This window comes from Halomonas sp. I1, assembly GCF_032334135.1.
GTDB lineage: Bacteria > Pseudomonadota > Gammaproteobacteria > Pseudomonadales > Halomonadaceae > Halomonas.
In genome coordinates this window covers 239,383-265,262 of record NZ_JAVXUS010000001.1, presented here as the reverse complement: position 1 = coordinate 265,262, position 25,880 = coordinate 239,383, and the positions used below count along the sequence as shown (strand labels likewise).

Genomic DNA, 25,880 nt, shown 5'->3' with positions numbered 1-25,880 from the left:
GAATGCTGATTTATGTCGCGAGCGAAGATAGGCTGGCTGCCGCCGGAGCACAGCAACTGGAGTTGACAGTTTGCTCAATGAGGATTGCGCCGGTCCGACGCTTCGGCACCGCCGGCGGTCAGGATATCGAGCGCAGCAATAAATCAGTGTTCCCTTGGCGCAACACGCCGGCCCATGGCCGGCGTATTGCATCGCGCCGAAGCGCGATGGCGACGTAGGGAGGCGCGTCAGAGGGTCAGGTCGTACTCGATGATCAGCGGCGCGTACTCGGAGAAGGTGGCGTCGTAGTCGATCCAGGCATCCACCACATGGCGGCGGAAGTTGGGGCCGACGATCTGATAATCGATACGCCAGCCCTCCTGGCGCTCCCGCGGCTGATCCTGGTCCAGCGCTGGCCACCAGGTGTATTCACCGGCATCGCGGTTGATCTCGCGGAAGGTGTCGATGAAACCTGTCGGGCCGAAGACCTGATCCATCCAGGCGCGTTCCTCGGGCTTGAAGCCCGGGGTGGTCTGGTTGTCCGCCCAGTTCTCCAGGTCGATGGTCTTGTGGGCGATGTGCCAGGTACCGCAGATGATGTACTCGCGGCGTTTGCGAGCCATCTTGGTCAGGTACTCCTGATACTGTGCCATGAAGTTCTGCTTGGCGGCGGGGTCGCTGCCGTCGGGCATCAGGAAGGAGGCGATGCTGAAGCGGTCGTAGTCGGCCTGCAGGAAGCGCGCTTCATGGTCGCACTGGGGAAAGCCCAGGCCGTACATGATCGCCTTGGGAATCTTGCGGCAGTAAAGGCCGACACCGGAGAAACCGTCCTGCTCGGCGTCGAGGAAATAGCCCTCGTAGCCTTCCGGAAAGAGGATGCTGTCGTCGAGCTCGAAACTCTTGGCCTTGAGGTTCTGCACGCAGACGACGTCGGCGTCCTGGTTGGCCAGCCAGTCGAGAAAGCCTCGACCGACCGCCTCGCGAATGCCGTTGACATTGATGGTGGCGATTTTCATACATGGTCCCTTTTGCGTCGCGCGTGTATGATACCCGACGTTTCGACGTTTGGGTAAATGGCATCGGTCCATGAACGTGATAGGAGGCCCCGTGGCGGATCATCGAGTCGCATCGTCCCTGCAACCGTATCAACAAGCGTTCATCGCGTTCGCCATCGAGCAGGGCGTGCTGCGCTTCGGCGAGTTCACCCTCAAGTCCGGCCGGGTCAGCCCCTATTTTTTCAACGCCGGCCTGTTCAAGTCCGGTGCCGCCCTGGCCCAACTGGGCCGTTTCTACGCCCAGGCCATCGCCGACAGTGGGCTGGAGACCGATGTCCTGTTCGGCCCTGCCTACAAGGGTATCCCATTGGCGGCGACTACCGCCGTGGCCCTGGCCGATCATCATGACCGCGACTTGCCCTATGCGTTCAATCGCAAGGAAGCGAAGGCGCATGGCGAGGGCGGCAATATCGTCGGCGCCGAACTCGCCGGCCGCATCCTGATCGTCGATGATGTCATCACCGCCGGCACCGCCATCCGCGAGGTGATGGGCCTGATCGAGAACGCCGGCGCCGAGGCGGCCGGCGTCGTGGTGGCGCTGGATCGCCAGGAGCGCGGCGGGGATGACGGCGATGCCCGCAGCGCCATCCAGCAGGTCGAAGCGGCCTACGATATGCCGGTGGTCAGTATCGTCAATCTGGACATGGTGCTCGAATATCTCGAAGTCCACGCCGGCGAGGCGCTGCGGGGCCATGCCGAGGCCATCCGCGATTACCGTGATCGCTACGGCGTGACCGCCCGCTGAACGAGGTTGCCTTGCCTCGTCGGTGTTCGACCCAGGTAGCCGACTATGCTCGATGTGGTGCTCTTCCAGCCCGAGATTCCGCCCAATACGGGCAACCTGATCAGGCTGTGCGCCAATACCGGATTCCGCCTTCACCTGATCGAGCCGCTGGGTTTCGAACTCGATGACAAGCGCCTGCGCCGCGCTGGGCTGGATTATCACGAGTGGGCCAGGGTCCGTGTGCACCAAGACTGGAATACCTTCATCGAGACGGTTTCGCCCCGGCGGATCTTCGCTGTCTCCACGCGTGGTCGCACCGGCTATCATGAGCCGGCCTATGGTCCGGGCGATGCCCTGGTGTTCGGCCCCGAGACTCGCGGCCTGCCCCAGGCGATGCTCGATGCCCTCCCCGAGGCACAGCGGCTGCGCATCCCCATGCTCCCCGAGAGCCGCAGCCTGAACCTCTCCAACGCCTGCGCCATCCTGGTCTATGAGGCGTGGCGACAGCTCGATTTCGAGGGCGCCCTGGCGCCCTCGACCGGGAGTGCACCATGACGACCAGCATTGCCAGCCGCATCGCCAAGCTCAACCCCAGCCAGCGCGAGGCCGTAAAGGCCATCGACGGGCCCTGCCTGGTGCTGGCCGGTGCCGGTTCCGGCAAGACCAGCGTGATCACCACCAAGATCGCCTATCTGGTGCAGGAGTGTGGCATGAGTGCTCGGCGCATCGCGGCGGTGACCTTCACCAACAAGGCGGCCCGGGAGATGAAGGAGCGGGTGGGGCAGATGCTCAAGGGCAAGGAAGCCCACGGACTGCGCGTCTCCACTTTTCACACCCTGGGGCTCAACATCATCCGCGGCGAGCTCAAGGCGCTGGGCTACAAGCCGGGTTTCTCGCTGTTCGACCCCGAAGACGCCAAGGCCTTGCTGCGTGACCTGATGAACAAGGACGCCCAGGTCGATGCCGACCAGATCAATCGGGTCCAGTCGGTGATCTCCAACTGGAAGAACGATCTGGTGCTGCCCGGGCAGGCGCTGTCCCATGCCGCTGATGAAGACGAGCTGTTCGCGGCGCGGGTCTACGAGGCCTACGTTCGCCATCTCAAGGCCTATAACGCCGTCGATTTCGACGACCTGATCCTGCTGCCGGTGACCCTGCTGCGTGATGACCCCGAGGCGCTGGCGCGCTGGCGGCGCAAAATCCACTACATGCTGGTGGACGAGTACCAGGACACCAACGTCAGCCAGTACCAGCTGGTGCGCATGCTGATGGGGGAGCGGCAGACCTTCACCGTGGTTGGCGACGACGACCAGTCGATCTATGCCTGGCGTGGGGCGCGGCCCGAAAATCTGGTGACCCTGGGCGAGGACTTTCCGCGCCTCAATGTCATCAAGCTCGAGCAGAACTATCGCTCCACCGGGACCATCCTGCGTGCCGCCAACACCCTGATCAGCAACAACCCCCACGTCTACGAGAAGACCCTGTGGTCGGACATGGGGCAGGGCGAGTCGATCCGTGTGGTGGTCAATCGTCACGAGGAAGCGGAAGCCGAGCGAGTGGCCAGCGAGATCCTCACCCGGCGCATCAAGGAGCGTGCCGAATGGCGCGACTTCGCGGTGCTCTATCGCGGCAACTTCCAGGCGCGGCTGCTGGAGCTCAAGCTGCAGCACTACCAGATTCCCTACAAGCTCTCCGGCGGGACGTCCTTCTTCTCGCGCAACGAGATCAAGGACGCCATGGCCTACCTGAGGCTGTTGATCAACCCGGCCGACGACAACGCCTTCCTGCGTATCGTCAATGTGCCTCGTCGGGAGATTGGCCCCGGTACCCTGGAAAAGTTGGCCAACTACGCCACTGATCGAGGGACATCGCTGTTCGCCGCCTGTCATGAGATGGGGCTGGCCGAGCAGTTGCCGGCGCGGGCAGTCGAGCGCCTGGGGCGTTTCACGCACTTCATCGACGGCGTTCGGCGTCGCATGGATGGTGGCGATGCCATCGCCGCCATTCGCGGAATGCTGCACGAGATGGACTACGAGGCCTGGCTCTACCAGAACGCCAGCGCGCCGACCATCGCCGAGCGGCGCATGGCCAATGTCTGGACCCTGGTCGACCAGCTCGAGAAGTCGATGGGTGCCGATCCCGACGAGGACACCGCCAGCACGGCCACCGAGACCGACGGCGTGGAAGCGGCGATCTCGCGACTGGTACTGCGCGATATCCTCGAGCAGCAGGCCGAGGAGGACGACTCCGACCGCGTCCAGCTTCTGACCATGCACGCCTCCAAGGGGCTCGAGTTCCCGCATGTCTACCTGATGGGTCTCGAGGAGGAACTGCTGCCGCACCGCAACGCCATCGAGGTTGGCACCGTGGAGGAGGAACGCCGCCTGGCGTATGTGGGCATCACCCGAGCGCGGCGCACCCTGACGCTGACGCTGGCCCGACAGCGCAAGGCGTATGGCGAGCTGATGGACTGCACGCCCAGTCGTTTCCTCGACGAGTTGCCCGAGGATGCGTTGGAATGGGAAGGTCGGGCCGACCGGGAAGACCCGGAGAAGAAACAGGCCCGGGGCCAGGATGCCCTGGCGGGAATTCGCTCGCTGTTGGGTTGAGGGCGACGGACAGAACGCTCAGCGAGGGCTTGCCCTCGGACAAGCCCTCCCCACTGCGAAGTGCCCAAGGCACACCCGTGACGATGTGTTCGGCTATTGCGATTCTTCGAGCAGATAGTCGACGGCCGCCTTGACCTCGGCGTCGGAGAGGCTGGGGTCGCCCCCCTTGGGCGGCATGGCGTTGAAACCGTCGATGACGTGGGTATAGAGCGTATCGGTCCCCTTCTCCAGGCGGGTCGACCAGGCTTCGGTATCGCCTATCTTCGGGGCATTGGCCACGCCCGTGTTGTGGCAGGCCATGCAAACGGCGTCATAGATGGCCTGGCCATCGGCGTCTCCGCCCCCGTTCGATGAGCCCGCTGCACCGCCTCCGGCGGATGCTGTGCTGGTACCGCAATCCTGTCCCTGGAGGCAGAGCTCCCCCACCGGTGCCAGGCGCTTGGCGATGGCTTCGTGACTTGCATCTTCCTGGGCAAAGGTCAGGCCCGTCAGGCCGAGGGTGGCCAGGCACCCCACGATCAACTTGCTGGAATTCACTGTGCCACCTCTCTTGTTATTGGACGGCATTGCCGGACGGCGTCACGGTCGGCATTCAGGCCGCGCGGAGCGACTCGGAACTGCCATGCGATGGTGGTCAGTATAACCAGCATCGGCAAAAGCGGAAAAACGCAACGACGCCGAGACGCATCGCGTCCGCCCGGGTGGACAGCCGACAGGCGGCAAGGTAGGATAATGCCCGCCTCAGCGCAATCGCCGACTGACATCAAGCACTGTCAGCGAGAGTTGGGGAAATTCGCGCCCTTAGCTCAGCTGGGCGTAGCCGGAACTGCAGAAGCAAGGCTTCTGCCCGGCGAAGCGCCGAGCGCCATGCAAGGCGATCGGCAGGACCCGAAGGCAACGCCTGAGGGGAGCGTCAGCAGTGCAAAGCACTGCCGGCGAGCGGAGCCACCTGGGCTCCGACAAGTTGGAAAATTCGCGCCCTTAGCTCAGCTGGATAGAGCGTCGCCCTCCGGAGGCGAAGGTCAAAGGTTCGAATCCTTTAGGGCGCGCCAGAATGGTAGTAAAAACGGTCACCTGGCTCTTGGCAGCGGTGGCCGTTTTTCGTTACGGCCCACAGCGCCCGTAATCGTCCTCGAAGCGCAGGATGTCGTCCTCGCCCAGGTAGTCACCGCTCTGTACCTCGATCATCACCAGGGGAACGAGGCCCGGGTTCTCGAGGCGGTGCCGGTGACCCGCGGGAATGTAAGTGGATTCGTTGGTGCGCAACAGCGCGTCCTCGTCCTCATGGATCACCCTGGCAGTACCGCTGACCACGATCCAGTGCTCATTGCGGTGGTAATGCATCTGCAGGGACAGTGAGGCGCCGGGTTTGACTTCGATGCGCTTGATCTTGAAGCGGCTCCCTTCTTCCAGCACCGTGTAGGTGCCCCAGGGGCGATGCACCTTGCCATGGCACCGTTGCCACCCCTTGTCCCTTGCTTCGAGGCGCTCGGTGATGGTCTTCACATCCTGGCTGCGGTCCTTGTGGGCGACCAGCAACGCATCGGGCGTATCCACGATCACCAGGTCCCGCACGCCGAGGGTGGCGGTCAGGCCATGCCGGCTGTGGATATAGCAGTTTTGCGTATCCTCCAGTTCCGCATCGCCCAGTACGCTGTTGCCCTGCTCATCGGGTTCCGCGAGCTCGGCCATGGCCTGCCAGGAACCGACATCGCGCCAACCCGGTTCGCAAGGTACCACGGCCACCCGGGAGGATTTCTCCATGAGGGCGTGGTCGATCGACTCGCCCACCACGGCGTCAAAATGTTCGGCATCCAGGTGCGCCAGGCTGTGCGCCTCGCCTTCGCTGCGGCGTGCCGACGCCAGAGCCGCTTGCGTTGCCCGGAGCAGCGCCGGGGCATGCGTGTCCAGCTCTGCCAACAGGCTGTCGACCCGAAAGCAGAACATGCCCGAGTTCCACAAGTGTCGGCCACCGGCCAGGTAGTATTCGGCCGTTGCGCGATCGGGTTTTTCGATGAAGCGCACGACCTCGAGAGCCGTGCCAGCGGTCGAGGGCAGGGGGGCTCCCGTCTCGATGTAGCCGAAGCCGGTTTCCGCCCGTGTCGGCTGGATGCCGAAGGTCACCAGCCGGCCCCTCTTGGCGGCCTCCATGGCATCGGCGACCGCGCGGCGGAAGGCGGCCTCGTCCTGCACCAGTTGGTCGGCCGGCAGTACCAGCATCCGGGCGTCGTCGCCGTAGCGATGTTGCAGCTCCAGTGCCGCGCCGCAAATGGCGGGAGCGGTATTGCGGCCGAAGGGTTCCAGCAGATAGTGCAGGGGCTGGCGAGGCGATAGTGCCCGGTACTCCTCGTCGGTACGAAAGAACAACTCGCGATGGGTAACCGTGGTGACGCTCTCCACCGGACCGGCGGACTGCCCCCTGAGGAAGGTTTTCTGCAGCAGCGAAGCATCGCCGTCCACCTTGAGAAAGGGTTTGGGGTGGGCCTCTCGGGAGAGCGGCCATAGGCGCGAGCCGGTTCCCCCGGCGATGATGACGATATGCATGTAGGGACCCTTTGGCGGACGCCTGACTTCAAGCGGCACTGTATCGCCCTGCCGGCAAGCGGGCCAGCCGGGCATCACTCGGCGTGTCTCGATCCATCGAGGCCCGGGCCACGAAGTGTGTCCATCACTCGGGTTGCCGTATGGCCTCGAACTCCAGTCTCACTGCCACCGTATCGCCCACCAGGCCGTTGTCCACCGCGTAGTCCATGCCCCATTCGCTGCGGTTCAACTCGGTGGTGGCCGAGATGCCCAGGGTGTGTTCTTCATGCCCGAAGGGGTAGCGATCCGCCTTGTTGAGCCGCACGTCGAGCGTTACCGGGTGTGTCTCGCCAAGCATCGTCAGGTTGCCGGTCAGGGTGCCGCGATTGTCCTCGACGTCGGTGAGCTCGTCGGCCACGAATTCGATGGTGGGGTAGCGGTCGACGTCCAGGAAATCATCGTCCTTGACGTGCTCGTCGCGGCGCTGGTGGTTGGTAAAGAGGCTGTCGGCCTGGATGGTGGCCGAGCCCGACGTCAGTGTCTGGCGCTGCTCGTCATAGACGAACTCGCCTTCTGCCTCGAGAAACAGGCCGATCACGTCGGCATAGTCGACGTGATCCACGGAGAAGCTCACCGAAAAATGTGCCGGATCGATGTGGTAGGTGCGTGGCTCCGCCGCGCCGAGGGTCGGCAGCGCGAGCATCATGGGGACCAGCAGCCAGAACAGGGTCCTCTTGAAGGGAATGACGACCATGGCAGGGGACGGTGTTCGTAGGGGAATTCGCATGGGAGGCCTCCTCATGGATGGGTCAAGGGCTGCGATGCCGTTGCCAGAGCCAGTGAATGTCGCGCAGGAAAGAGGCACCCAGCAGGGTCATGGCAAGGGCCAGCAGGAACGGGGTCATCAAGGGGCCGGCGAAAGGGCTGCAGGCGACGAGCAGGGCGCCGACCTGTATCACGCAGATCGCCTTGCGCCGTCGGCTCTCCGGCAGGGGGGCGGCCAGCCAGGGCCACAGCCTGCCCGAGACGACGAAGGCGTAGCGCATGCCGCCGAGCGCCAGTACCCAGGGTCCCATCTTGTCGTGGGTGATCAAGGCAATGCACAGCAGCAGGATCAGGAAGGCATCCAGCTCCATGTCGAAGCGTGCCCCGAAGTGCGTCATGGTCTGCGTGCGACGGGCCACCCAGCCGTCCAGCCCATCGAGAAGGAGAGCGAGCAGGGCGAGAGCGCTCAGCGGCCATAGCGTCTCGGTCTCGGCGCCGGAACGGAACAGGGGGGCCAGGGCCATGCCGGTCAGGGCGGTAATGAGGGCGCCACGCAGCAGGGTGACGCGGTTGGCCCAGCCGAAACCGGGCAGCTCGCGTGTCCAGGCCACAACGACCAAGGCACTGAGCGCGAGTTGCGCCACGAGTGCCGCTCCCAGCGCGCCGGGCGCCTCGTGTCTCGGCCAGAGCGCGAGGCTGATGCCGACGGCCAGCACCAAGCCGATGGCGAGATCCGGCCAGATTCGCCTCGTGTCGGCTCCCTGTTCGATGCGAATGCCGCGACGTTCCTTGCACCAGCCTTGTACGTCGCGACCGTCACTTGCGGTGTCTTTCATCACGCTATGCGGCTCCTGAGCGTTGAGCGCCTACCCTGTGAGTGTGGCAATGAATGCGTCGATGCGCTATTCCTGTGTGTAGATTTTGTACATGATCTGTATAGTTTTAGTCCAAGCCTGTGAGAGGATGGCAATCAGCAGGCCGAATCGATCGGAACGAGCAGAGAGGCGAGGGAATCCATGGCAGTGATGCAGGCCAGGGCATTCTGGCGAGTCCCGGGGCCGCGAGGCGAACTGCGGCAGGAGTCGCTGACCGAGCCCGGTGAGGGCGAGGTGCTGGTCGAGTCGCTATACAGCGCGATCAGCCGTGGGACGGAATCGCTGGTGTTCCATGGCCGGATACCCGAGACCGAATATCAGCGGATGCGCGCGCCCTTCCAGGAAGGCGAGTTCAATGACGCGCTCAAGTACGGCTATGCGAGCGTGGGACGGGTAGTGCAGGGGCCATCGCCTCTGCTGGGGCGCGAGGTGTTCTGCCTCTTTCCTCATCAGGATCGTTATGTCGTCCCCGAGGCGTCGGTCCTGCCCCTTCCCGACGGGGTGCCGGCGCGTCGGGGCGTGCTCGGTGCCAACATGGAGACGGCCGTCAATGCGCTCTGGGATGCGGCGCCGGTCATCGGTGATCGCATCTGCGTGCTCGGCGCCGGGGTGGTGGGGGCCCTGGTCGCTGCCCTGGCGGTCGATATCCCGGGCGCCGACGTCACCCTGGTGGACATCAACCCGGCGCGTGAGCGGCTGGCCCGACAGCTCGGGGTAAGGTTCCGCCTGCCGGACGACGCGCCGGAAAACTGCGACCTGGTCTTCCACACCAGCGGCAGCGCCGCGGGCCTGCGTCAGGCCCTGGTCCTGGCCGGCAATGAGGCGCGGGTCATCGAGATGAGCTGGTACGGCACACGCGACGTCGAACTCCCGCTGGGCCAGGCCTTTCACTCCCGGCGGCTCTCGCTGCTGGCCTCGCAGGTCGGCCATCCGCGCGCCGATCGTGCCGCCAGGTGGGGCGGCCAGCGTCGCCTTGCCCTGGCCATGGAGCTGCTCGCCGATCCACGATTCGAGGCGTTGCTGGAACCTTCCTGTGCGTTCGAGGATCTGCCGTGGGTAATGGCGAGCGTCACTTCACCGCACAGCGAGACCCTCTGCCAGGTCGTGCGCTACGGCGCCCAAGATGAAGACGATGGCCATTCCGAAAGGAGCGCTTGATGTTCAGCCTGACCGTACGCGATCACATGATGATCGCCCACAGCTTTCATGACGACGTATTCGGACCGGCACGGAAGCTTCATGGCGCCACCTACGTGGTAGACGTCAGCTTTTTTCGACCGGCGCTCGATGAGCACGACCTGGTGGTGGATATCGGGCTCGCCAGCGAGACGCTGAGCACCGTGTTGAAGGAGTTCACCCTGTCCAATCTGGACGATCACGAGGCGTTTCAAGGGCGCAATACCACGACCGAGTTCATGGCGCAGGCGGTCTTTCAGCGCATGGCCTGGGCCATCACGGACGGACGCCTGGGCGAGGGGGCCAAGGGGTTGAGTGACATGAAGGTGACGCTCCATGAATCGCATATCGCCTGGGCCAGCTACGAGGGGTCACTCGATTGGGAGACGTGAGCCTTTCCGGCGCGCCTCGGCTGGCCGTCATCGTGCCCGGGCCGCTGCGTCAGGCGACGGGCGGCTATCGCTATGATGCCCGCATCGTCGATGGGCTGCGGGCGATCGGATGGGATGTTGCCGTCGACGAGCTCGAGGGGACCTTTCCCGAGGGTGATCGGCCGGCCCGGGAGGCCCTGCAGGCGGCCCTCGAGGCTCGGCAGGATGGCGACGAGGTGGTGATCGACGGCCTCGCCCTGGGCAACCTGGGGGACGTGGTGACACCGCACCTCGGGCGACTGCGTATCACGGCCCTGGTGCATCATCCGCTCGGCGACGAAACCGGCCTCGACGAGGCGGCACGTCGACGCCTGCACAGGCACGAGGTCGATGTGCTGGCGCGAGTGCACCGCCTTGTCGTGACGAGCCGATTCACCGCGCGCCGCCTCGTCGAGCTGGGCGTCACCCGTAAGCCCATCGAGGTGGTGGAGCCCGGTGTGGCGCCGGCCCCCCTGGCTCGAGGCGCCTGGCCGTCGAGGGCTGCCGAGACGCCGAGGTTGCTGTGTGTGGCGACGCTGACTCCGCGCAAGGGCCATCGCGTCATGCTGGAAGCCTTGGCGATGCTGCGTCATCGCCCCTGGCGGCTCGAATGCGTCGGCGATGATCGCCGTGCGCCCGAGGAAAGCCAGGCAATCCGGCGGGATATCGTGGCGCTCGGCCTGCAGGACAGAGTGAGAATGGCAGGGTGCGTGAACGAGACGGCGCTGGCGCGGTGTTACCACGAGGCGGACCTGGTGCTGGTGCCGTCGCTCTACGAAGGCTATGGCATGGTCGTGACGGAGGCGTTGGCCCGGGGGCTGCCGCTGGTCTCGACCCTCGGCGGGGCACTGCGCGATACGGTTCCCCCGGAGGCTGCCTGGCGTGTCGAACCCGGCTGCAGCGAGGCATTTGCCGCGGCCATCGCGCAATGGTGGTCGAACGACGAGCGAGACGCCAGGCGGCGCGGTGCGGCCCACGGCCGGCTGGCGCTGGCTGGCTGGGAGCGAACGGTGGAACGCTTTGCCGAGAGCCTTGCCGGCTCGCCCGGGGCGCCGGCGGGAGTCGTCGATGAGCGATGATGCCCGTTTTGCCGCGTCATGGCTGGCGCTTCGCGAGCCCGTCGATGCGCGTTCCCGTGCCGAGCGGCTCAACGAGCTGGCGGTAGCCTGGCTGGCGGAGCGCCGGGCCGCGACTCGGCGGCCGCTGAAGGTGCTCGACCTCGGGACGGGGAGCGGCAGCAACCTGCGCTATCTCGGCCCCCGTCTGGCGATGCCTCAGCACTGGACGCTGGTCGACCAGGATGCGGCGCTGCTGGATATTGCGATGGCGGACGTCGCGCCATACGAGGCGGAGGCACGCTGCGTCGACATGGGCCGCTGGGGGGGCCGGCCCGGCGAGCTGGCGGCATGGCTCGATGGGACGGACCTGCTGACCGCGTCGGCATTGCTCGATCTGATGTCGCATCCCTGGGTCACGACGCTGGCGGAGGCCGCGAGCCGGCACCGGGTCGCGGTGCTGATGGCATTGAGCGTGAACGGGGACTGGCGGCTGGACATCCACGGCCCCGCCTCCCGGGAATGGACGCGCGAGGATCAACGGGTGCGTCGTGTCTATCGCGACCATCAAGCCACCGACAAGGGCGTGGGGCAGGCACTGGGCGGACAGGCGCCGGCCGTGATGGCGTCGGCGCTCGAGGCATGCGGCTATCGGCTGTACCTGGCCGACAGCCCCTGGGTGCTGCAGGGGCCCGATGATCGGGCCCTCGGGGAAGCGCTGCTCGACGGCTGGCGCTCGGCCGCATGCGAGCAGGCACCCGAGGCCGCCGATGCCATCCGGGACTGGCATGCGGCGCGGCTGGCGTGCTGGCGTCGGGGAGAACTGACAATACGGGTCGGGCATCGGGATCTGTTGGCCCTGCCGGGGCCCATCACGCCCACCGGGGTGGCGCGCCGATGATCCGGGGCCTGTCATGGGCGGCGCTCGGGGCGCGCTGGGCCATCGTGCTGGCAGCGGTCGCGCTGGTCTATCATCTCGTCGATGGTGACCGGGTCGGCGTGCGCTTCGAGGATGTCCAGTTCGCCTGGGTCGCGGCGGGACTGGCGATCTCCGTGCCCCAGGTGGCCATGTCCGCCTGGCGCTGGTGGTACACCCTGCGTTGCCTGGGGCTGCGCATGGGTGGTTGGCAGGCCCTTCAGGAGTACTATCTGGCGTCCTTTCTCAACCAGATTCTCCCGGGTGGCATGGCTGGCGATGCGACCCGCGCCTGGCGCCATGCCCGGCAGGCGGGGCCGGCCTGGGGCGATCGGCGCCGTCAGCAGGCGCTTCGGGCAGTGTTCATCGAACGGGTCTCGGGACAGGTCGCGCTGGCCATGCTGGTGGTAGCGAGTCTGGGGCTGCTGCCGTCATGGCAACCCTGGCGAAGCCAGCTGGCGATCTCCGCCGGCGGTCTCGGCTGGGCCGCCGTCGTGGCGTGCGCCGTCGTCGGTGGTGGTTTGCTGGTCTGGCGCTCCGGCGCCGGGCTGCGGCGGGAGCGGCCATGGCCCGCCATCGTTGCCGGGGCATGGCAGGATCTTCGACGCAGCCTGCTGACTCCCCGGCCATTGAGCCTTCACCTCCTGGTCTCGAGCGCCACGGTTCTCAGCTATGGCCTGGTGATGGTCTGTGCCGCGCGTGCCATCGGGATAGCGACACCGACGAGTACCCTGCTGGCGTTGGCCCCCTTGCTGTTGCTGGCCATGGTGATGCCGTTGAGCCTCGCCGGCTGGGGGTGGCGGGAAGGCGCCGCGGCCCTGGTCTGGCCGCTGGTCGGCCTGTCCAGCGCCGATGGCGTGGCGGTGTCGCTGGCGTACGGGTTGCTGGTGCTGCTGTCGAGCCTGCCCGGTGCCCTGGTGCTGCTGGTCGTGGTCATGACGCCGCGGACCGATCGATCTTCAGGTACCGGCTCGCCGGCCTTCTCATCGTTCTCCGCGAAGCGCGAGGTCGAAGAGGGTGTCGGCCCCCAGCGAAAAGCGGCGGCAGGTCGGACGTCGCGCGTCGCCCAGGGTATCGATGGGCGGCAGGTTCAGGCCGGTCTTGCCCGAGCCGATCAACAAGGGGGCGACGAGCAGGTGCAGGCGGTCCAGGCCATCCGCCGCCAGAAAGTGCGACAGGGTGGTACTGCCGCCCTCGATCAGGACGCGTCGAAATCCCGCCTCGCGCAACCGGACGATGACCGCCCGGGCCAGGGCGCCATCGGGAGCGACGGCCAGCTCCTCTCGTTGCAGGTGTGCCGCATGCCGGTGTGCCGCACCGCCATCGGGGAGAGCGCCGGGCGCCACCAGGTGAAGGGTTCGGGCCTCGCCATCGGTGAACAGACGATGATGCTCGGCGAGCCGCCCCTTGGGGTCGATCACCACGCGCAGCGGATGGGGGCCCGGGACATGCCGCACGGTCAACGCCGGGTCGTCCGCGGCGACGGTACCGGCGCCGACCACCACGGCGTCGGCCAGGGCCCGCAACCGATGCAGATGCGTGCGCGCTGCGATGCCGTTGATGTAGTGGGAATGCCCGGTCCGGGTCGCGATGCGTCCATCCAGGCTCTGTCCCAGCTGGCCGATGACGCAGCCCGCCGGGGCACACAGGATGGGCAGCAGGGCATCGAGCAGGTCGGCACTGTCGGCATCGAGTTCGGGGTCGGCGCGCCAGGTCGCATCGCCCGTCATCGTCAGGCGGCCCGGGGCGAGATCCACGGCCAGGGGGCCCGACGACCAGTCGTGATCACGCGCGCTCAGCAGGGCCTGCCAGCAGGCGTCGACACGGGGCGTGGAACAGGTCATCAGGGCTCCTTCCGAGGGGGCCGAACCATCATGCGGGGATCGCCCGCCAAGGGCAACCGGGCCAGTACGACTGCGAGAGGATAGCGCCATGTATCAGCTGGAAAGAGCCATCTTCGATCTACGGCGAGGCGTTCCCGTGTTGCTGACCGCCGCCGAGGGTGACCGTCTGGTGCGCCCTGTCGAGGGGCATCATGAGGGTGAGCTGTCGACCCTGCTCGAGTGCTGTGGCGAGGGACCGAGGCTGGTGGTTACGCGCCACCGTCTGGAAGCATCGGGGCTCGAGGCCCCGAGCGATACGGTGTCGCTGGTACTGACCGAGTCCGGCGAGCGCCTGGATCCTGGGCGTGATGAGCTGCCAGCCCATGACGCAGCGGTACCCGCGACATCGGCGGAATGCGTCGCCCTGGACATGATGCGCCGGGGCTTGCTGGTGCCGGCGGCCGTGGTCGCCGCCCCTCGCCACGGGCGCCGTGACGAGATCGCCCGGTTGGTGGCATCCGGCACGCTGCTGACGCTCGATGCCGCCGAGGCACAGCGGACGCTGGGTCGGCTGAGTCATGAGGTGGTACGGGTCAGCGACGCCTCGGTGCCCCTGGCCGATGCCGAGGTCACCCGGTTCATCCTGTTCCGCGAGATGGATGGCATGCGCGAGCACCTGGCGATCGTCATCGGCCAACCCGACGACTGGCCCGAGGCGGTGCCGATCCGCCTGCACTCGGCGTGCCTGACAGGCGACCTGTTCGCCAGCCTGCTCTGTGACTGCGGCGAGCAGCTGCGCAATGCGGTGACCGGCATTCGCGAGCTGGGCGGCGGGGTGTTGCTGTACCTGGATCAGGAAGGGCGGGGCATCGGGCTGGCCAACAAGCTGCGTGCCATCGGCCTGCAGGATACCGGACTGGATACCCTGGACGCGGATGGCTGCCTGGGCTTCGGTCATGACGAACGCCGTTACGGGGCGGCCGTGGCCATGCTCCGGGACCTGGGGGTCGGGCGTGTCCAGCTGCTGACCAACAACCCGCGCAAGATGGCGGCGTTGATGGAGGCCGGCATCGAGGTGACGAAGCGCCAGGGCATCTATGGGCGGGTCACCCCGCAGAACCGGGCCTATCTCGCCGCCAAGGCCGGCCGTGCCGGCCATTGGCTCGAACACATCCTCGATCAGGACGATTCGGCGTGAAAGTCCGTGATATCGAACCGTGCCGTGTCATCGAGAACCTCCGCCAGGGCTCGGCCGAAGTGAGATACCAGTTGTTGCCCAAGCGCGTCGGTAGCCAGGGCGGCATTGCCTACTACGCCACCGGGGTGGAGGTCCTGTGCCAGCCAGGCGAAGGAGGCGTCGCCTTCGGGTCCGAGGCGCGCCTGGCGGGCGGCCAGTCGCTCGCCCACGGAAGGCGGGTGACCGAGGGCGTCTCGTCGCACCCGGTCGGGGTGGAGGTGCAGCATCATCGCCGTTTCCAGTGCCCCGCCGTGCAGCCCGTGAACCAGCTCCTCCCGGGGCAGACAGTCATCCGGCGGGGCGAGCGTCATGTAGGGGGCCTTGACCACCAGCATGCCGTGACGTCGACGCAGTGTCAGGGCGGCCTGCTGCATGATGGCCTGGTTGCCGCCATGGCTGTTGATCAGCATCAGGCGACGGATGCCGCTGCACGCGAGGTTGTCGCCCATCGCCTCGAGGATGGACTGGGCCACTGGTGCGGGCAGCGACAGCGTGCCCGGGAAGTCGCTGTGCTCCTCGCTGGCGCCCACACTCAGGGGCGGCAGGACGAACACCGAACGGTCGGGCGCGACGTGACGCAGCGCCTCGTCGAGCAGCCCCTCGCCGATATCCAGGTCCGTCGACAGCGGCAGGTGAGCGCCATGCTGCTCGATGGCACCGAGCACCATCACGGCGACACTGTCGGCTCCCGTCAGGGAGGGCACATCGGGGGCATGGAGCGATGTCCAGTGATGGATGGCCATGGTGGTCGCAACTCCCTTGGCGGTGATCGTGAATGCCGACTCTACTCGCCGGGAGTGGGCCGTGGCGAGGTGCATCAGGCATGAAGTGGCTGGGTATCGTGATGCTGCTGTGGCTGCTGGCGCGTCTTGGCGGCCTGCTGATGCTGGCGGTCATGGCTGGCGAGAACGGCATCGGGGCGGGTGTCGACGGGCTGCTGCGCGTGCCCCTGGATGTCGTGCTGCTGGCGGTATTGCTGCTCTGGCTGCCGCCGCGGCGAGCTCTGATGGGCAGCATCGCGGCCATGCTGACGCTGGCGGTGACCCTGTGTCTTGCCGAAGGAGCGACCTTCGCCATCTTCGGGCGTGAACTGAACGTCTGGCTGGATGCCTCCCTGTTGTCGGCGGGCTATCAGCTGTTGGCCTCCAACCTGGGGAATCTGCCGGCCCTGTTGGTCGTGGCCATGATGTTAGCGGGGTTGGCGGGGCTCGTCTGGGTCGTGGCGCGGTTGCTGGGCGGGGCCTGTTCGGCGAGTGCGCGGACATCTCGCTTGCGCCGGCTCTGGCGCTCCGCCGGCATGGTGGGCCTGGCAGGTGCCGCGCTGGGTGCGGGCTATCTGCGCGACGCCCCTCGGCCGGGAATCGATTTCCCCCTGGCATCCGTGGTGGTCGAGCAGGTCGAGCAGCTGCCTCGAACCCTCGCGGCGCGACGGCGCTTCGAGCAGCGCCAGCGCCGTCGGCAGCCGGAAGTAACGGCCCTGCCGGGGCTACAGGGGCGAGATGTGGTGCTGATCTTCATCGAGTCCTACGGCATGTCGCTGCTCGAGGAGGACGCGGCCTCGCTGCGGGATACCCTGAAGCAGGCATCGCACGCGCTGGCCGACCAGGGCATCGCCAGCGCCTCCGGCCGCTTGCGTTCGCCCGTGCGGGGCGGGCAGTCCTGGCTGGCCCATGCCAGCGTGCTCAGCGGGCTGACCATCGATGATGGCCTGGATTACCGGCTGTTGTTGAAGAGTCGGCGAGGCTCCCTGGTGCAGGACTTCGCCGCGACGGGGCACCATACCCTGGCGCTGATGCCGGCGATTACCCAGGCCTGGCCGGAGGGGCGGGCCTATGGTTTCGATACCCTGGTCGATGCCGAGGGCATGGGCTATGCGGGGCCTTCGCTGCACTGGGTCACCATGCCCGATCAATACAGCCTGAAGACGCTGGCGACACGCTGGCTCGACAATCAGGATGCGCCTGTCTTCGCCCAGGTGGCGCTGATCAGCAGCCATGCTCCCTGGACGCCGATCCTGCCCGTGCGCGACTGGGCGGCCATCGGCGATGGCAGTGGCTTTCGGCGCTGGGCGGACGCGGGGCCCGAGCCCGAGGTCCTGTGGCAGGACATGAACGAGGTGCGGCGTCATTACGCCGAAGCGGTCCGTTACTCCCTCAGGGTGACGCTGGCGTGGGTCGAACGCTACCTCGACGATGACGGTCTGGTCATGGTGATGGGCGACCACCCCGCGGCGCCGGTGGTGACGGGAACCGGCGCCAGCCCGGACGTTCCCGTGCACCTGTTCAGCCGTGATACCGAGTTCGTCGCTCCTTTCCTGGAGCACGGGTTTCGCGATGGCCTGATCCCTGCCGCGACACCCGCTTCCTCGACCATGGCCTGCTGGCGGCACTGGCTCCAGCGGCACTTCGCCGATGGTGAGGGTGATGCAGAGGTTGCCGCTATGCCGCGTCATGGCACCCTGCCGGCTTGCCAGTGGCAGCCAGGTGAATGACCATGGCTTGCAATCTACCAGTAATCAGGTTTGTCGGCTGGTTTCTTGCGCGTGTGTACGCGCTCAGGTAAAGGCCGCGTGTGGCCAGAGCCGGCTGCACGGGAGAGGTGAAGTAGTGGACGCCTGCCACTCGACCGCGGGGGTCGTGCTCGTGAAGGATGGCACTGAGCAAGGACGGGAGGTCGAGCCACTTGTACGGCGTGCCTGCCAGTAGCCCATAGAATACGTTGTACCCGTCGATGAAGAAGACAGTCTGCACGGGATCGAGTCCTTGAAAACGAAGAAACCGGCACGATGGCCGGTTTCTTCACCCCGACTGCCAGTGAACTGAATCGCTGCGTACAGGGCTGAGTCGTCTTCATATTCTCACCCACCTTGACAGCCCCGTCAACAAGGGAACGGGCCTTGCCTTCACTATGCTCGGCGATTTGTTCAGCGTTGCCCTAACGAGGCTGATTCCCTTTGATATGCGCTTGAAGCTGGTGAGCAAGCTGTTGCGTTGCCTCACTGGGTCGTCCCGGACTTCGGTGCAGCGTGATTTCGATGTCCTGAAGGTCGGGCAATCCCTCGTTCGTGCCCAGCACGCGTAGTTCTGGCCCCAGCATGGAGGGTGTCAGCACTGTTATGGCCAGGCCTGCCCGAACGGCGGCGGAAAGGCCCGAGAGACTGGGGCTGGCATAGGCAATCCGCCAGTCGATACCGGCCGCATCGAGGGCTGCAATGGCACGCTCCCTGAAGATGCATACGCCCTCCCTGGAAACCGCGAGCGGCAAGGGCGAACGGTGGTGGGTATCGTAGCCGGCGGCACCTGCCCACACCATCGGTTCGCGGCGCAGCACTTCCCCGCCCGGGCTGCTGGGTTGGCGTGTCGCGATGGCCAGGTCCAGGGCCCCTGTCTTGACGTCCTGCACCAGGTCGATACTCAGGCCGCAGCGTACTTCCAGCTCGACCCCGGGAAACAGGGCCTCGAACTCCGACAGTGCGTCGGGCAGGTAGACGACGTAGTCATCCGGAATACCGAGACGTACGGCCCCTCCGAGTCGACGCTCGTGCAGGTCCTGCCATGCCAGGGCATTCTGACGCAGCATCTGACGCGCATGAGCGAGAAGTCGTTCACCGGATGGTGTGGGGGTCGCGGCCTTTTGCCCTCGCTGCAGCAGCCGACAGTTCAGGGTGTCCTCCAGGCGCCTCATGTGAGCACTGACGGTGGATTGCGCCATGTTCAACTGCTCGGCTGCAGCGGTAAACCCTCCCTTGTCCACGACGCTGACAAAGGTATTGAGCACGACAAGGTCCAGAGGCCTGTGAGGGGGCGGGCTGTTCATCATGTATCTTGATGGCTTCGTTATATGAATTCGCTTCCATGATAGAAGACGAGCCGTTCGGGCGCTGCCCTGGTGAACGTGACGCTGTCGAATGGCGCCCGTCCGGTTGCCGGTCGGGACGCGGGCCCGGCGACGGGCATGCACAGAAATTAGACTAAAGTTTATAGACCAAGGTATAATTCACGGCACACCCATCGACGCACAGGTTCGAATGCCATGACAACTACCACCGTTGTTGAACGTACCGACCGTCTGCCCCTGCTCAAGCGTTTCGGCAAGATGGCCTACCGTGTGCTGGAAGCCATGACCGAGAACGCCTATCGTAGCTTCCAGTCTCGCATGCCCTACTCCTATATCTGATTCGACCGGTCCGGCTCATCGCGCTCTCGGGTGAGCGTCGGCCCGCTGCCGCGCACTGTCCGGTGATGCTTTCAGGCACCGTCGGGCGTCGTGCGCGCCTGCTTGTCTTCCCTTTGCTTCCTCGATGCCGTGTGCTCACGCACGATATCGTTATTCGCGATAATCCTGATGGACGCTTGACCGGCTTGCCCCGAGGCGACAGTCTTTGCTGATTGATGTTTCAGGTAACAACCAGAGACCTCTGCATGTCTGATGCCTTTCGTTCGTCCACGGCTCGTGACGACGCCTCGAGTTCTGCCTCGTCGCCCTCCGACCGGCTCAATGGTCTGCTGCAGCGTGTGGCACTCAAGGATCGTGAGGCCTTTGCGCAACTCTATGCAGCGACCTCCTCGAAACTCTACGGCACGGTGCTGCGTATCCTCCGGCACAGGGGGTGGACCGACGATGTGGTGCAGGACGCCTACGTCCGTATCTGGCAGAAGGCAGGGCAGTTCGATGCCGCGAAGGCATCATCGATCACCTGGATGGTGACCATCGCCCGTAACGGTGCCATCGACGAATTGCGCCGGCACCCGGCCCGTCGGGTGGAGCGAGAGGAGGCGCTCGACGATGTGGCTTCCGTCGAGCCGACGGCTCAGGCCCGGCTGGAAACCGAGCAGGACGCCCGGCGCCTCCATGCATGCCTGGACGAGCTGGAGAAGGGGCGCCGCGATATGGTCCGGCTCGCCTATCTGGATGGCTGGTCGCGGGCCGACCTGGCGACGCATTTCGATCAACCGGTGAATACCGTCAAGACCTGGCTGCATCGTGCCCTCAAGCAACTCAAGGGGTGTCTGTCATCATGACCGACCATGACGATCTCGACATGCGGGCCGCGGAGTTCGTCCTGGGGACGCTGGACGCCCATGAGCGCGAATCCGTGGCGTATCGTCGACAGCACGACACTGAACTGGATGCGCTGATTCGTGCCTGGGAGTCGCGTCTGGCTCCCCTGGGCGATGAGGTGCAGGCCATCACGCCCGGCCCGGATTTGCTGGCCAGAATCGAGCGTCGAATCGAGCAGATGGAGGCCGACACGGAGGAGGCAAGGGTGGTCAGGCTTCGCCGGCGCCTCAGGTACTGGCAATGGGGTACCGGACTGGCGACCGCCGCGGCGCTGGTCATGGCGCTCCTGCTGGTGACACCCCTCGGGCGGGAAGCCACGGCGCCACCGTTCGTCGCCGTCTTCCATCAGGATGATCAACAGCCTGCCTTCATGTTGACCGTCGATCTCGCCAGTCAGCGACTGAATGTCCAGCCGGTAGCGGCCGAACCTCTACCGGACAAGTCCTACCAGCTCTGGATCAAGGCCGACCCGCTCGGGCCCGACCCTCGGTCCGTGGGCGTGTTGAATGATGACCTCAGCCTGGATCCTGGTGCCTTGAGCCACTATGAGCCCGAGCTTCTCAAGAACGCGACCTTTGGCATCAGTGTCGAGCCTGCCGGCGGCTCTCCCACCGGGCAGCCCACGGGACCGGCGATCCACGGGTATCTCTATCCCACGGAGCATCATCTTTAGGCATTCGTCGAGGCGTCGGCGAGACGATTTTTCGCATCGGGCTGAAACCTTCCGTCTCGTCTCTCGTAGCTAGGGGCACGACCATCACACGCACTGCATTCTTGATGGGTCGTGTCCGATAGCAAGGAGAGAATGATGATGAAACAACTCGTGGCAAGCGCATTCGTATCCGTCTCGCTGTTCGCGGCCGCCTCCGCGGTTCAGGCCGATATGCACGGTGACATGCATCCCGGTGTCTGGGCCGACGATCAATCGGTTTCCGGCGGCACGGTATCGGCGGAAAAGATCGTGGCGGACAGCAACGGCTGGCTGGTCGTTCATCGCACCGATGATAGCCAGAAGCCGGGTCGTGTCGTCGGCCATGCCCCCCTCAAGGAAGGCGAAAACATGGACGTCACCGCGATCCTGACCGAAGAGGTCAAGGCCGGAGAGCAGTTGATGCTGATGCTTCATGGCGAAGCGGGTGGCATGCAGACAGGCGTTTTCGAGTACACCCTCGGTGCCAAGGAAGACGGCCCGGTCAAGATGGATGGCGATCTGGTGACAGCCATCATCACCGCTCAGTAAGGGAGTGGGCGGGGGCGTCGTCATGCGTCCCCGCCTCAAGATACGGCGCATTCGGCCGAAAGATCTTACAGTGAGGGTGACAGGGACTTCGGGACGGATGCCATGGCGGACGAAAGGGATGACGCGGCGCAGGACGGCGTCGTGGACAAGGGCCTCGGTGCCGAGGTGGTCCACCATCCGGCCGTTCGATGGCCGATGCTGGCGGCGTCCGACACGGCGGCGGGCATTGTCCTGCTGGACGGGCGATATCGCGTGCTGTGGGCCAACGCAGGCTTTTGCGTGCTGTCAGGCTGGTCGCTCGACCAGGTGACGGGCCATGTCGGTACGACCCTCGTGCATCGTCAGGCACTGGAGCCTTCATGGTTCACCCCCGAGTCCCGGGCCGGCGCCTGGCAGCGAGTTCAGATCGGCGACCCTGAAGCAGGGGGCAGGCGAGGCGTCTTGATGTCCGAGACACGCCTGTCATCGCGTCGGGAGGGTGCAGCGACCCTGTGGACCTTCATCGACCCGCGTGATGAGGCACCGCACTCTGCCTCCGGGGCGTCGCACCGCTTTCATGACCCCCTCGATGGAATGGCCAGTGTCTGGCTGTTCGAGGACCGCCTTCAACATGCGCTGGAGCGTGCCGATCGACTCGACCAGAGCGTCGGGCTATTGCTCTCTCGGCTCGATGATCGCGAGGCGCTGCGCGCGCGGTTCGGCGAGGCCGGCTTCGATGCCCTGCAGCAGCAGGTCGGTCGACGCCTGGTGCAGACCCTGCGCGGCGAAGACAGCCTGACGCGGCTGGGTCAGGGCCACTGGGGCATCCTCATCGAACAGCCGGTGTCTCCCGAGGGGCTGCAGATGGTCGCGCTGCGCTGCCAGGAGGCCATGGAGGCGCCCTTCCGGGCCGAACATGAGGCGCCCTTGCTGACGCTCTCCTCGGGTATCGCCATCTACCCCCAGGATGGCGACATGATCGAGCGGCTGCTGGAAAGTGCCGAGGCCGCGCTGCTGCGCGCGATGCCGGCGAGTCACACCTTCTTCGACCCTTCCCTCAGGGCGGTGCTGGCACGACGCCTGACGTTTCGGGAATTCGTGCAGGACGCTCTTCTCCAGCCGACGCAGTATTTCCGGATCGTCTATCAGCCACGCCTGACCCCCCATGAGGGCCGCTGTCGGGATGTCGAGGCCCAGTTGCGCCTCCTGCATCCCGAGTGGGGCGAGCTGCTGCCGAGTGAATTCCTGCCGGTCGTGGCGGAAATGGGGCAGGCGGTATGGCTGGATCGCTGGACCCTCGATCGCCTGGCGGCGCAGCGCACGGCCTGGCAAGCCCAGGGGGGCGAGCTGGCGGCCCTCGGTGTATCGCTCGACGTCGATGCGGCCACGCTGGACCAATCGGTGACCGATCATCGCCCGCTGGATGTCGCCCTGCGTGATTTATCCACAGACCTTGGCTGGCTGAGCCTCGAGCTGGAGGAGCGGGCCTTCATCGACCAGGCCGCCGAACACGCGCATCTCTTTCGCCGCCTGTCGGCCCTGGGCGTGCGTCTGGCCGTGGGTCATGTCGGTCAGGGGGCTGTGGATATCATGCGGCTCGCCAGTTTGCCGGTGTCCCGCGTGACGTTCGGGCCGAGCGTCGCGGCCGCCCTCCGCCGGCATGACACCCCGGCCGCTCGTGGCTTCGAAGCGCTGGCACGCTGTCTGGAAACATTGGGAATCGAAGGCGTGGTGACAGGCGTTTCGACCGAGACGCAATGCGAGGTCGCCGGTTGTCTGGCGAACGGCCTGGTTCAGGGGGATTGGGTGTGTGAAGCGCTGGCGGCCGAGGCACTGGAGGCCTGGTTGGCGGCGCGTGCCTGATCAGGCCTGCGCGTTCAGGCGGCGTGTCTGCAAGCCGGCGCGGCCGTCGGCGGCATAGACGTCGGGGTCGGCGAGGCGGTGGATATAATCCAGGGTGTGCTGGTTGTGCGTCATGCGCACCGACAGCAGGTGGCCGTTACCGGTATTGAGGCGTGAGACCCGCCTCGCCGCGTCAAGCGTTGCCTCCCACTGCGGCAGGCAGCCGGCATCCTCGGCGGCCTGCCGAGCCCCCGCGGGACCCGCCACATAGCCCAGCCGCTGCTGTACCTCGGCGCGCCTGGCCTCCGTCGATTCGAGGGTGTCATGCAGGCGCGCCTTGTCGTCGGCCAGGCGCTGCAGGGCGCGGCCATCGGGCTGACCGTCCAGCAACAGCGCGCGTTCCTCTTCCAGAAAGGTGGCGAGCGTCTCGAGCCGCGCACGCTGGTCGTCGAGCAGGCGGGTCAGGCTCATGCCTCCGAGTCTCCATCGACCAGCAGATCCTGCACGCTGGCGATCAGGCCATCGGCGATGCGCTCGGGGCGAATCTCGAGGCGGCCTTCGCGGATGGCATCGCGCAATTCGTCCACGCGGGCGGCATCGATGTCCTGACTCGTATCGGTGCCGGCATGGCGCAGGTGCGTCATGGTGGCCGGATCGTCGCCGGCGCGTTGGGCGGGCGGCGTATCCTGTGCCTTGCGAGCCGGTTCGCCCTGCGTCGTTTGATCGGGGCGCAGTGGCTGGTGGTTGTCGACTTTCACTCTGGTTGCCTCGTGACCGGTGCTGATAGGGAGGCTATCGGCGCGTGAGTCGTGAACTTTAGGCGTTAACTGAAAACGGTCTGCGCTCGCCGATGTGTTCAGCGCATCCTCGATGATGCCGTTCAGTCTGGGCAAGTCAGTATCAGTTGTCCACGACCAGGCGGCGTTTGCCGATCACCCGGGCATCGATGACCTCGCGGTTGTCGAGGCGTACGCGGATGCGGTCGCCGCGCCCGCCCGGCGCCAGTGCTTCGGCCGATCGGGTCACGCGGAAGCCGCTGCCGCGGGCCTCGAGCGTGACCTCCTCCCCTCGATTCACCAGTCGTGGTTTGCGGAGCTGATAGCCCCGCAGTACCTGCCCCTCGGACAGCGGTCGCATGGCGACGCGCCCGATGGCCTGTTCGGCATCCCGCAGGGCCTGGCGCGGCAGGCGTGCCAGGTCGCCATGACGAATCACCAGGTGGTCGCGCGTGATGGTTTCGCCGGCGGCGATGCCCCGGGCGGTCTCGAGGTGCGTGCCGATCACCGAGACCTCGGCCTGCAGGAAGCGGGTGCGTCGCCCCTGCTCGCCGCACTTGACGCCCACCGAGACACGGCCGATCGGCGGACGGGACGCATTGGGCAGGAAAGGGCTCGGCGAGGGGCAGGCCGGAAACCTGGCAGCGGGAGGGTGCAGCGTCACCTCGATGTCATCGCCCAGGGAGGCGGCCTGGGCCTCGAGGAATTGCCGGACGCTGTCCAGCATCGCCTCATCGGCGGCCCGCGCCTGGGGAACGCCGAGGCTCGCGACCATCAGGACGATGGCCAGGGCTATCGAGGCATGCATTGTCGCCGGTGTCGTTCGGGTCATGTCGTCGTCGGGATCGGTGAGCCTGGTCATCGAGTCTAGCGCCGGGCACGCCGGGGGAATCGCGGAAATGGCCTCGGTAACGTCGGTTGTTCACGCCTTTGGAGAGACAAGGGAGTCGCTATTCTCCAACGTCGACGAATTCCTTTTTCCGGAGAGTGCCGGATGATCGATCAGCTCGATGCCGCCTTCAACTTCCATCAGCAGGCCTTGTCGTTGCGCCATGAGCGCCAGCAGGTCCTGGCCAGCAATATCGCCAACGCCGACACGCCGGGCTACAAGGCCCGCGACATGGATTTCACCAGTGCACTCGAGCGAGCCATGCAACGGGGTGGTGGAAGCGGCGAAGGGCTTGCCCTGGAGCAGACATCGTCACGGCACCTGGCCGGCCAGGCGTCGGCGCTGCCCCGCGGGGATCTGCTGTATCGCGTGCCCGATCAACCCAGCCTCGATGGCAATACCGTGGACATGGATCGTGAGCGTGCCCAGTTCGCCGACAACTCCGTGCGCTACCAGGCGGCACTGACCTTTATCGGACGCCGAATCCAGGGCCTGAAATCGGCCATGCAGCCCGAATGACCAGGAGCGGCCATTATGTCGATGTTTTCCGTATTTGATATTTCCGGCTCGGCGATGAGCGCCCAGTCGCAACGCATGAACGTGACGGCCAGCAACCTGGCCAATGCCGACAGCGTGGCCGGCCCCGAGGGTGAGGCCTATCACGCCAAGCAGGTGCTGTTCGAGACACGCGCCCAGTCGCGCTCCGGTGTCGGCGGCGTCGGCGTGCGGGAGGTGGTCGAGGACCCTTCGCCGCTGCGCCGCGAATATCGTCCCGAGCACCCGCTGGCCGACGATCAGGGCTATGTGGACATGCCCAACGTCGACCCGGCGGCGGAGATGGTCAACATGATCTCTGCTTCGCGCTCCTACCAGGCCAACGTCGAGGTCATGGATACCAACAAGCAACTGCTGCTCAAGACACTGAGCATGGGCGAGGGCTGACGGC

Annotated in this window: 27 protein-coding genes, 1 tRNA gene and 1 pseudogene; 18 read left to right on the top strand and 11 right to left on the bottom strand. The window is 65.9% G+C overall.

Annotation, left to right across the window (positions count from 1 at the left end):
* Nucleotides 1–227: 227 nt before the first annotated feature.
* On the bottom strand, nucleotides 228–995 hold the full coding sequence (locus RSO41_RS01230; RefSeq protein WP_275287365.1) for an exodeoxyribonuclease III: 768 nt from the start codon (nucleotides 993–995) through the stop codon (nucleotides 228–230).
* A gap of 91 nt (nucleotides 996–1,086) precedes the next feature.
* Here RSO41_RS01230 and pyrE point away from each other — a divergent pair, with 91 nt between their 5' ends.
* From pyrE to rep, 3 genes are read left to right on the top strand one after another with little or no spacing between them, the layout of a single operon-like run.
* Nucleotides 1,087–1,779, top strand: a complete 693-nt coding sequence (pyrE, locus tag RSO41_RS01225) for an orotate phosphoribosyltransferase (RefSeq protein ID WP_315616987.1) — start codon at nucleotides 1,087–1,089, stop codon at nucleotides 1,777–1,779.
* Nucleotides 1,780–1,824: 45 nt separating this feature from the next.
* Nucleotides 1,825–2,313 (top strand): tRNA (uridine(34)/cytosine(34)/5-carboxymethylaminomethyluridine(34)-2'-O)-methyltransferase TrmL, encoded by a 489-nt coding sequence (gene trmL, locus RSO41_RS01220; protein WP_315616985.1) that lies wholly within the window; start codon nucleotides 1,825–1,827, stop codon nucleotides 2,311–2,313.
* Nucleotides 2,310–4,367 (top strand): DNA helicase Rep, encoded by a 2,058-nt coding sequence (rep, locus tag RSO41_RS01215; protein ID WP_315616983.1) that lies wholly within the window; start codon nucleotides 2,310–2,312, stop codon nucleotides 4,365–4,367. The genes trmL and rep overlap by 4 nt, the downstream gene beginning before the upstream one ends.
* Before the next feature lie 93 nt (nucleotides 4,368–4,460).
* On the opposite strand, the gene RSO41_RS01210 is transcribed toward rep, so the two are convergent.
* Complete coding sequence (locus RSO41_RS01210) at nucleotides 4,461–4,904, bottom strand: c-type cytochrome (protein ID WP_315616982.1); 444 nt, start codon at nucleotides 4,902–4,904, stop codon at nucleotides 4,461–4,463.
* A gap of 438 nt (nucleotides 4,905–5,342) precedes the next feature.
* On the opposite strand from RSO41_RS01210, the gene RSO41_RS01205 reads away from it, so the two are divergent.
* Nucleotides 5,343–5,419, top strand: a tRNA-Arg gene (locus RSO41_RS01205).
* Nucleotides 5,420–5,471: 52 nt separating this feature from the next.
* Here the strand turns inward: RSO41_RS01205 and RSO41_RS01200 are convergent.
* The 3 genes from RSO41_RS01200 to RSO41_RS01190 all read right to left on the bottom strand — a co-directional run bounded on the left by RSO41_RS01200 (nucleotide 5,472) and on the right by RSO41_RS01190 (nucleotide 8,491).
* A complete protein-coding gene (locus RSO41_RS01200; protein ID WP_315616980.1) occupies nucleotides 5,472–6,911 on the bottom strand; it encodes a mannose-1-phosphate guanylyltransferase/mannose-6-phosphate isomerase in 1,440 nt (479 codons plus the stop codon).
* A 124-nt stretch (nucleotides 6,912–7,035) separates the two neighbouring features.
* Nucleotides 7,036–7,677 carry a YceI family protein gene (locus RSO41_RS01195; protein ID WP_315616978.1) on the bottom strand — a complete coding sequence of 214 codons (642 nt, stop codon included), beginning with the start codon at nucleotides 7,675–7,677 and terminating at the stop codon, nucleotides 7,036–7,038.
* Between the two features lie 22 nt (nucleotides 7,678–7,699).
* On the bottom strand, nucleotides 7,700–8,491 hold the full coding sequence (locus tag RSO41_RS01190; RefSeq protein ID WP_315616976.1) for a CDP-alcohol phosphatidyltransferase family protein: 792 nt from the start codon (nucleotides 8,489–8,491) through the stop codon (nucleotides 7,700–7,702).
* A 180-nt stretch (nucleotides 8,492–8,671) separates the two neighbouring features.
* Here RSO41_RS01190 and RSO41_RS01185 point away from each other — a divergent pair, with 180 nt between their 5' ends.
* From RSO41_RS01185 to RSO41_RS18455, 5 genes and pseudogenes are all read left to right on the top strand, one after another.
* Nucleotides 8,672–9,688, top strand: a complete 1,017-nt coding sequence (locus RSO41_RS01185) for a zinc-binding alcohol dehydrogenase (RefSeq protein WP_315616974.1) — start codon at nucleotides 8,672–8,674, stop codon at nucleotides 9,686–9,688.
* On the top strand, nucleotides 9,688–10,098 hold the full coding sequence (locus RSO41_RS01180; protein ID WP_315616972.1) for a 6-carboxytetrahydropterin synthase: 411 nt from the start codon (nucleotides 9,688–9,690) through the stop codon (nucleotides 10,096–10,098). Before RSO41_RS01185 ends, RSO41_RS01180 begins: the two co-directional genes overlap by 1 nt.
* A complete protein-coding gene (locus RSO41_RS01175) occupies nucleotides 10,095–11,195 on the top strand; it encodes a glycosyltransferase family 4 protein (protein WP_315616970.1) in 1,101 nt (366 codons plus the stop codon). The genes RSO41_RS01180 and RSO41_RS01175 overlap by 4 nt, the downstream gene beginning before the upstream one ends.
* Nucleotides 11,185–12,072, top strand: a complete 888-nt coding sequence (locus RSO41_RS01170) for a class I SAM-dependent methyltransferase (RefSeq protein WP_315616968.1) — start codon at nucleotides 11,185–11,187, stop codon at nucleotides 12,070–12,072. The genes RSO41_RS01175 and RSO41_RS01170 overlap by 11 nt, the downstream gene beginning before the upstream one ends.
* Nucleotides 12,069–12,980: pseudogene (locus RSO41_RS18455) on the top strand (lysylphosphatidylglycerol synthase transmembrane domain-containing protein); the annotation flags it as partial. The gene RSO41_RS01170 and the pseudogene RSO41_RS18455, both read left to right, overlap by 4 nt.
* Nucleotides 12,981–13,070: 90 nt before the next feature.
* Here RSO41_RS18455 and RSO41_RS18450 read toward each other — a convergent pair.
* Nucleotides 13,071–13,817: a RibD family protein gene (locus RSO41_RS18450; protein WP_410000307.1), complete on the bottom strand. Its 747-nt coding sequence runs from the start codon at nucleotides 13,815–13,817 to the stop codon at nucleotides 13,071–13,073.
* A gap of 202 nt (nucleotides 13,818–14,019) precedes the next feature.
* Between RSO41_RS18450 and ribA the strand changes: the two genes are divergently transcribed.
* On the top strand, nucleotides 14,020–15,108 hold the full coding sequence (ribA, locus tag RSO41_RS01160) for a GTP cyclohydrolase II RibA (RefSeq protein WP_315616964.1): 1,089 nt from the start codon (nucleotides 14,020–14,022) through the stop codon (nucleotides 15,106–15,108).
* On the opposite strand, the gene RSO41_RS01155 is transcribed toward ribA, so the two are convergent.
* A complete protein-coding gene (locus tag RSO41_RS01155; RefSeq protein ID WP_315616962.1) occupies nucleotides 15,090–15,890 on the bottom strand; it encodes a creatininase family protein in 801 nt (266 codons plus the stop codon). The genes ribA and RSO41_RS01155 overlap by 19 nt on opposite strands.
* Nucleotides 15,891–15,970: 80 nt before the next feature.
* On the opposite strand from RSO41_RS01155, the gene RSO41_RS01150 reads away from it, so the two are divergent.
* Nucleotides 15,971–17,638 (top strand): alkaline phosphatase, encoded by a 1,668-nt coding sequence (locus tag RSO41_RS01150; RefSeq protein ID WP_315616961.1) that lies wholly within the window; start codon nucleotides 15,971–15,973, stop codon nucleotides 17,636–17,638.
* A 443-nt stretch (nucleotides 17,639–18,081) separates the two neighbouring features.
* Here RSO41_RS01150 and RSO41_RS01145 read toward each other — a convergent pair whose 3' ends face one another.
* Nucleotides 18,082–18,924, bottom strand: a complete 843-nt coding sequence (locus RSO41_RS01145; RefSeq protein ID WP_315616959.1) for a LysR substrate-binding domain-containing protein — start codon at nucleotides 18,922–18,924, stop codon at nucleotides 18,082–18,084.
* 255 nt (nucleotides 18,925–19,179) lie between these two features.
* Here RSO41_RS01145 and RSO41_RS01140 point away from each other — a divergent pair, with 255 nt between their 5' ends.
* The 5 genes from RSO41_RS01140 (at nucleotide 19,180) to RSO41_RS01120 (ending at nucleotide 23,290) form a co-directional block, all read left to right on the top strand.
* The gene (locus tag RSO41_RS01140) at nucleotides 19,180–19,323 is read left to right on the top strand and encodes a hypothetical protein (protein WP_315616957.1); all 144 of its coding nucleotides are present in this window, start codon (nucleotides 19,180–19,182) and stop codon (nucleotides 19,321–19,323) included.
* Between the two features lie 245 nt (nucleotides 19,324–19,568).
* Nucleotides 19,569–20,168: a sigma-70 family RNA polymerase sigma factor gene (locus RSO41_RS01135; protein ID WP_315616956.1), complete on the top strand. Its 600-nt coding sequence runs from the start codon at nucleotides 19,569–19,571 to the stop codon at nucleotides 20,166–20,168.
* Entirely contained in the window at nucleotides 20,165–20,881 is a 717-nt protein-coding gene (locus RSO41_RS01130; RefSeq protein WP_315616954.1) for an anti-sigma factor domain-containing protein, read from the top strand. Before RSO41_RS01135 ends, RSO41_RS01130 begins: the two co-directional genes overlap by 4 nt.
* 135 nt (nucleotides 20,882–21,016) lie before the next feature.
* A complete protein-coding gene (locus RSO41_RS01125; protein WP_315616952.1) occupies nucleotides 21,017–21,448 on the top strand; it encodes a hypothetical protein in 432 nt (143 codons plus the stop codon).
* A gap of 102 nt (nucleotides 21,449–21,550) precedes the next feature.
* Nucleotides 21,551–23,290, top strand: coding sequence for a GGDEF domain-containing phosphodiesterase (locus tag RSO41_RS01120; protein WP_315616950.1), 1,740 nt, complete (start codon nucleotides 21,551–21,553; stop codon nucleotides 23,288–23,290).
* On the opposite strand, the gene RSO41_RS01115 is transcribed toward RSO41_RS01120, so the two are convergent.
* From RSO41_RS01115 to flgA, 3 genes are all read right to left on the bottom strand, one after another.
* Nucleotides 23,291–23,740 (bottom strand): flagellar protein FlgN, encoded by a 450-nt coding sequence (locus RSO41_RS01115; protein ID WP_315616948.1) that lies wholly within the window; start codon nucleotides 23,738–23,740, stop codon nucleotides 23,291–23,293. It abuts the gene before it with no gap.
* On the bottom strand, nucleotides 23,737–24,027 hold the full coding sequence (gene flgM, locus RSO41_RS01110; RefSeq protein ID WP_315616946.1) for a flagellar biosynthesis anti-sigma factor FlgM: 291 nt from the start codon (nucleotides 24,025–24,027) through the stop codon (nucleotides 23,737–23,739). Before flgM ends, RSO41_RS01115 begins: the two co-directional genes overlap by 4 nt.
* A gap of 142 nt (nucleotides 24,028–24,169) precedes the next feature.
* Nucleotides 24,170–24,907, bottom strand: coding sequence for a flagellar basal body P-ring formation chaperone FlgA (gene flgA / locus RSO41_RS01105; protein ID WP_315616944.1), 738 nt, complete (start codon nucleotides 24,905–24,907; stop codon nucleotides 24,170–24,172).
* A gap of 132 nt (nucleotides 24,908–25,039) precedes the next feature.
* Between flgA and flgB the strand changes: the two genes are divergently transcribed.
* The gene (gene flgB / locus RSO41_RS01100) at nucleotides 25,040–25,453 is read left to right on the top strand and encodes a flagellar basal body rod protein FlgB (protein WP_315616942.1); all 414 of its coding nucleotides are present in this window, start codon (nucleotides 25,040–25,042) and stop codon (nucleotides 25,451–25,453) included.
* A gap of 15 nt (nucleotides 25,454–25,468) precedes the next feature.
* Nucleotides 25,469–25,876 (top strand): flagellar basal body rod protein FlgC, encoded by a 408-nt coding sequence (gene flgC, locus RSO41_RS01095; protein WP_315616940.1) that lies wholly within the window; start codon nucleotides 25,469–25,471, stop codon nucleotides 25,874–25,876.
* Nucleotides 25,877–25,880 lie beyond the last annotated feature (4 nt).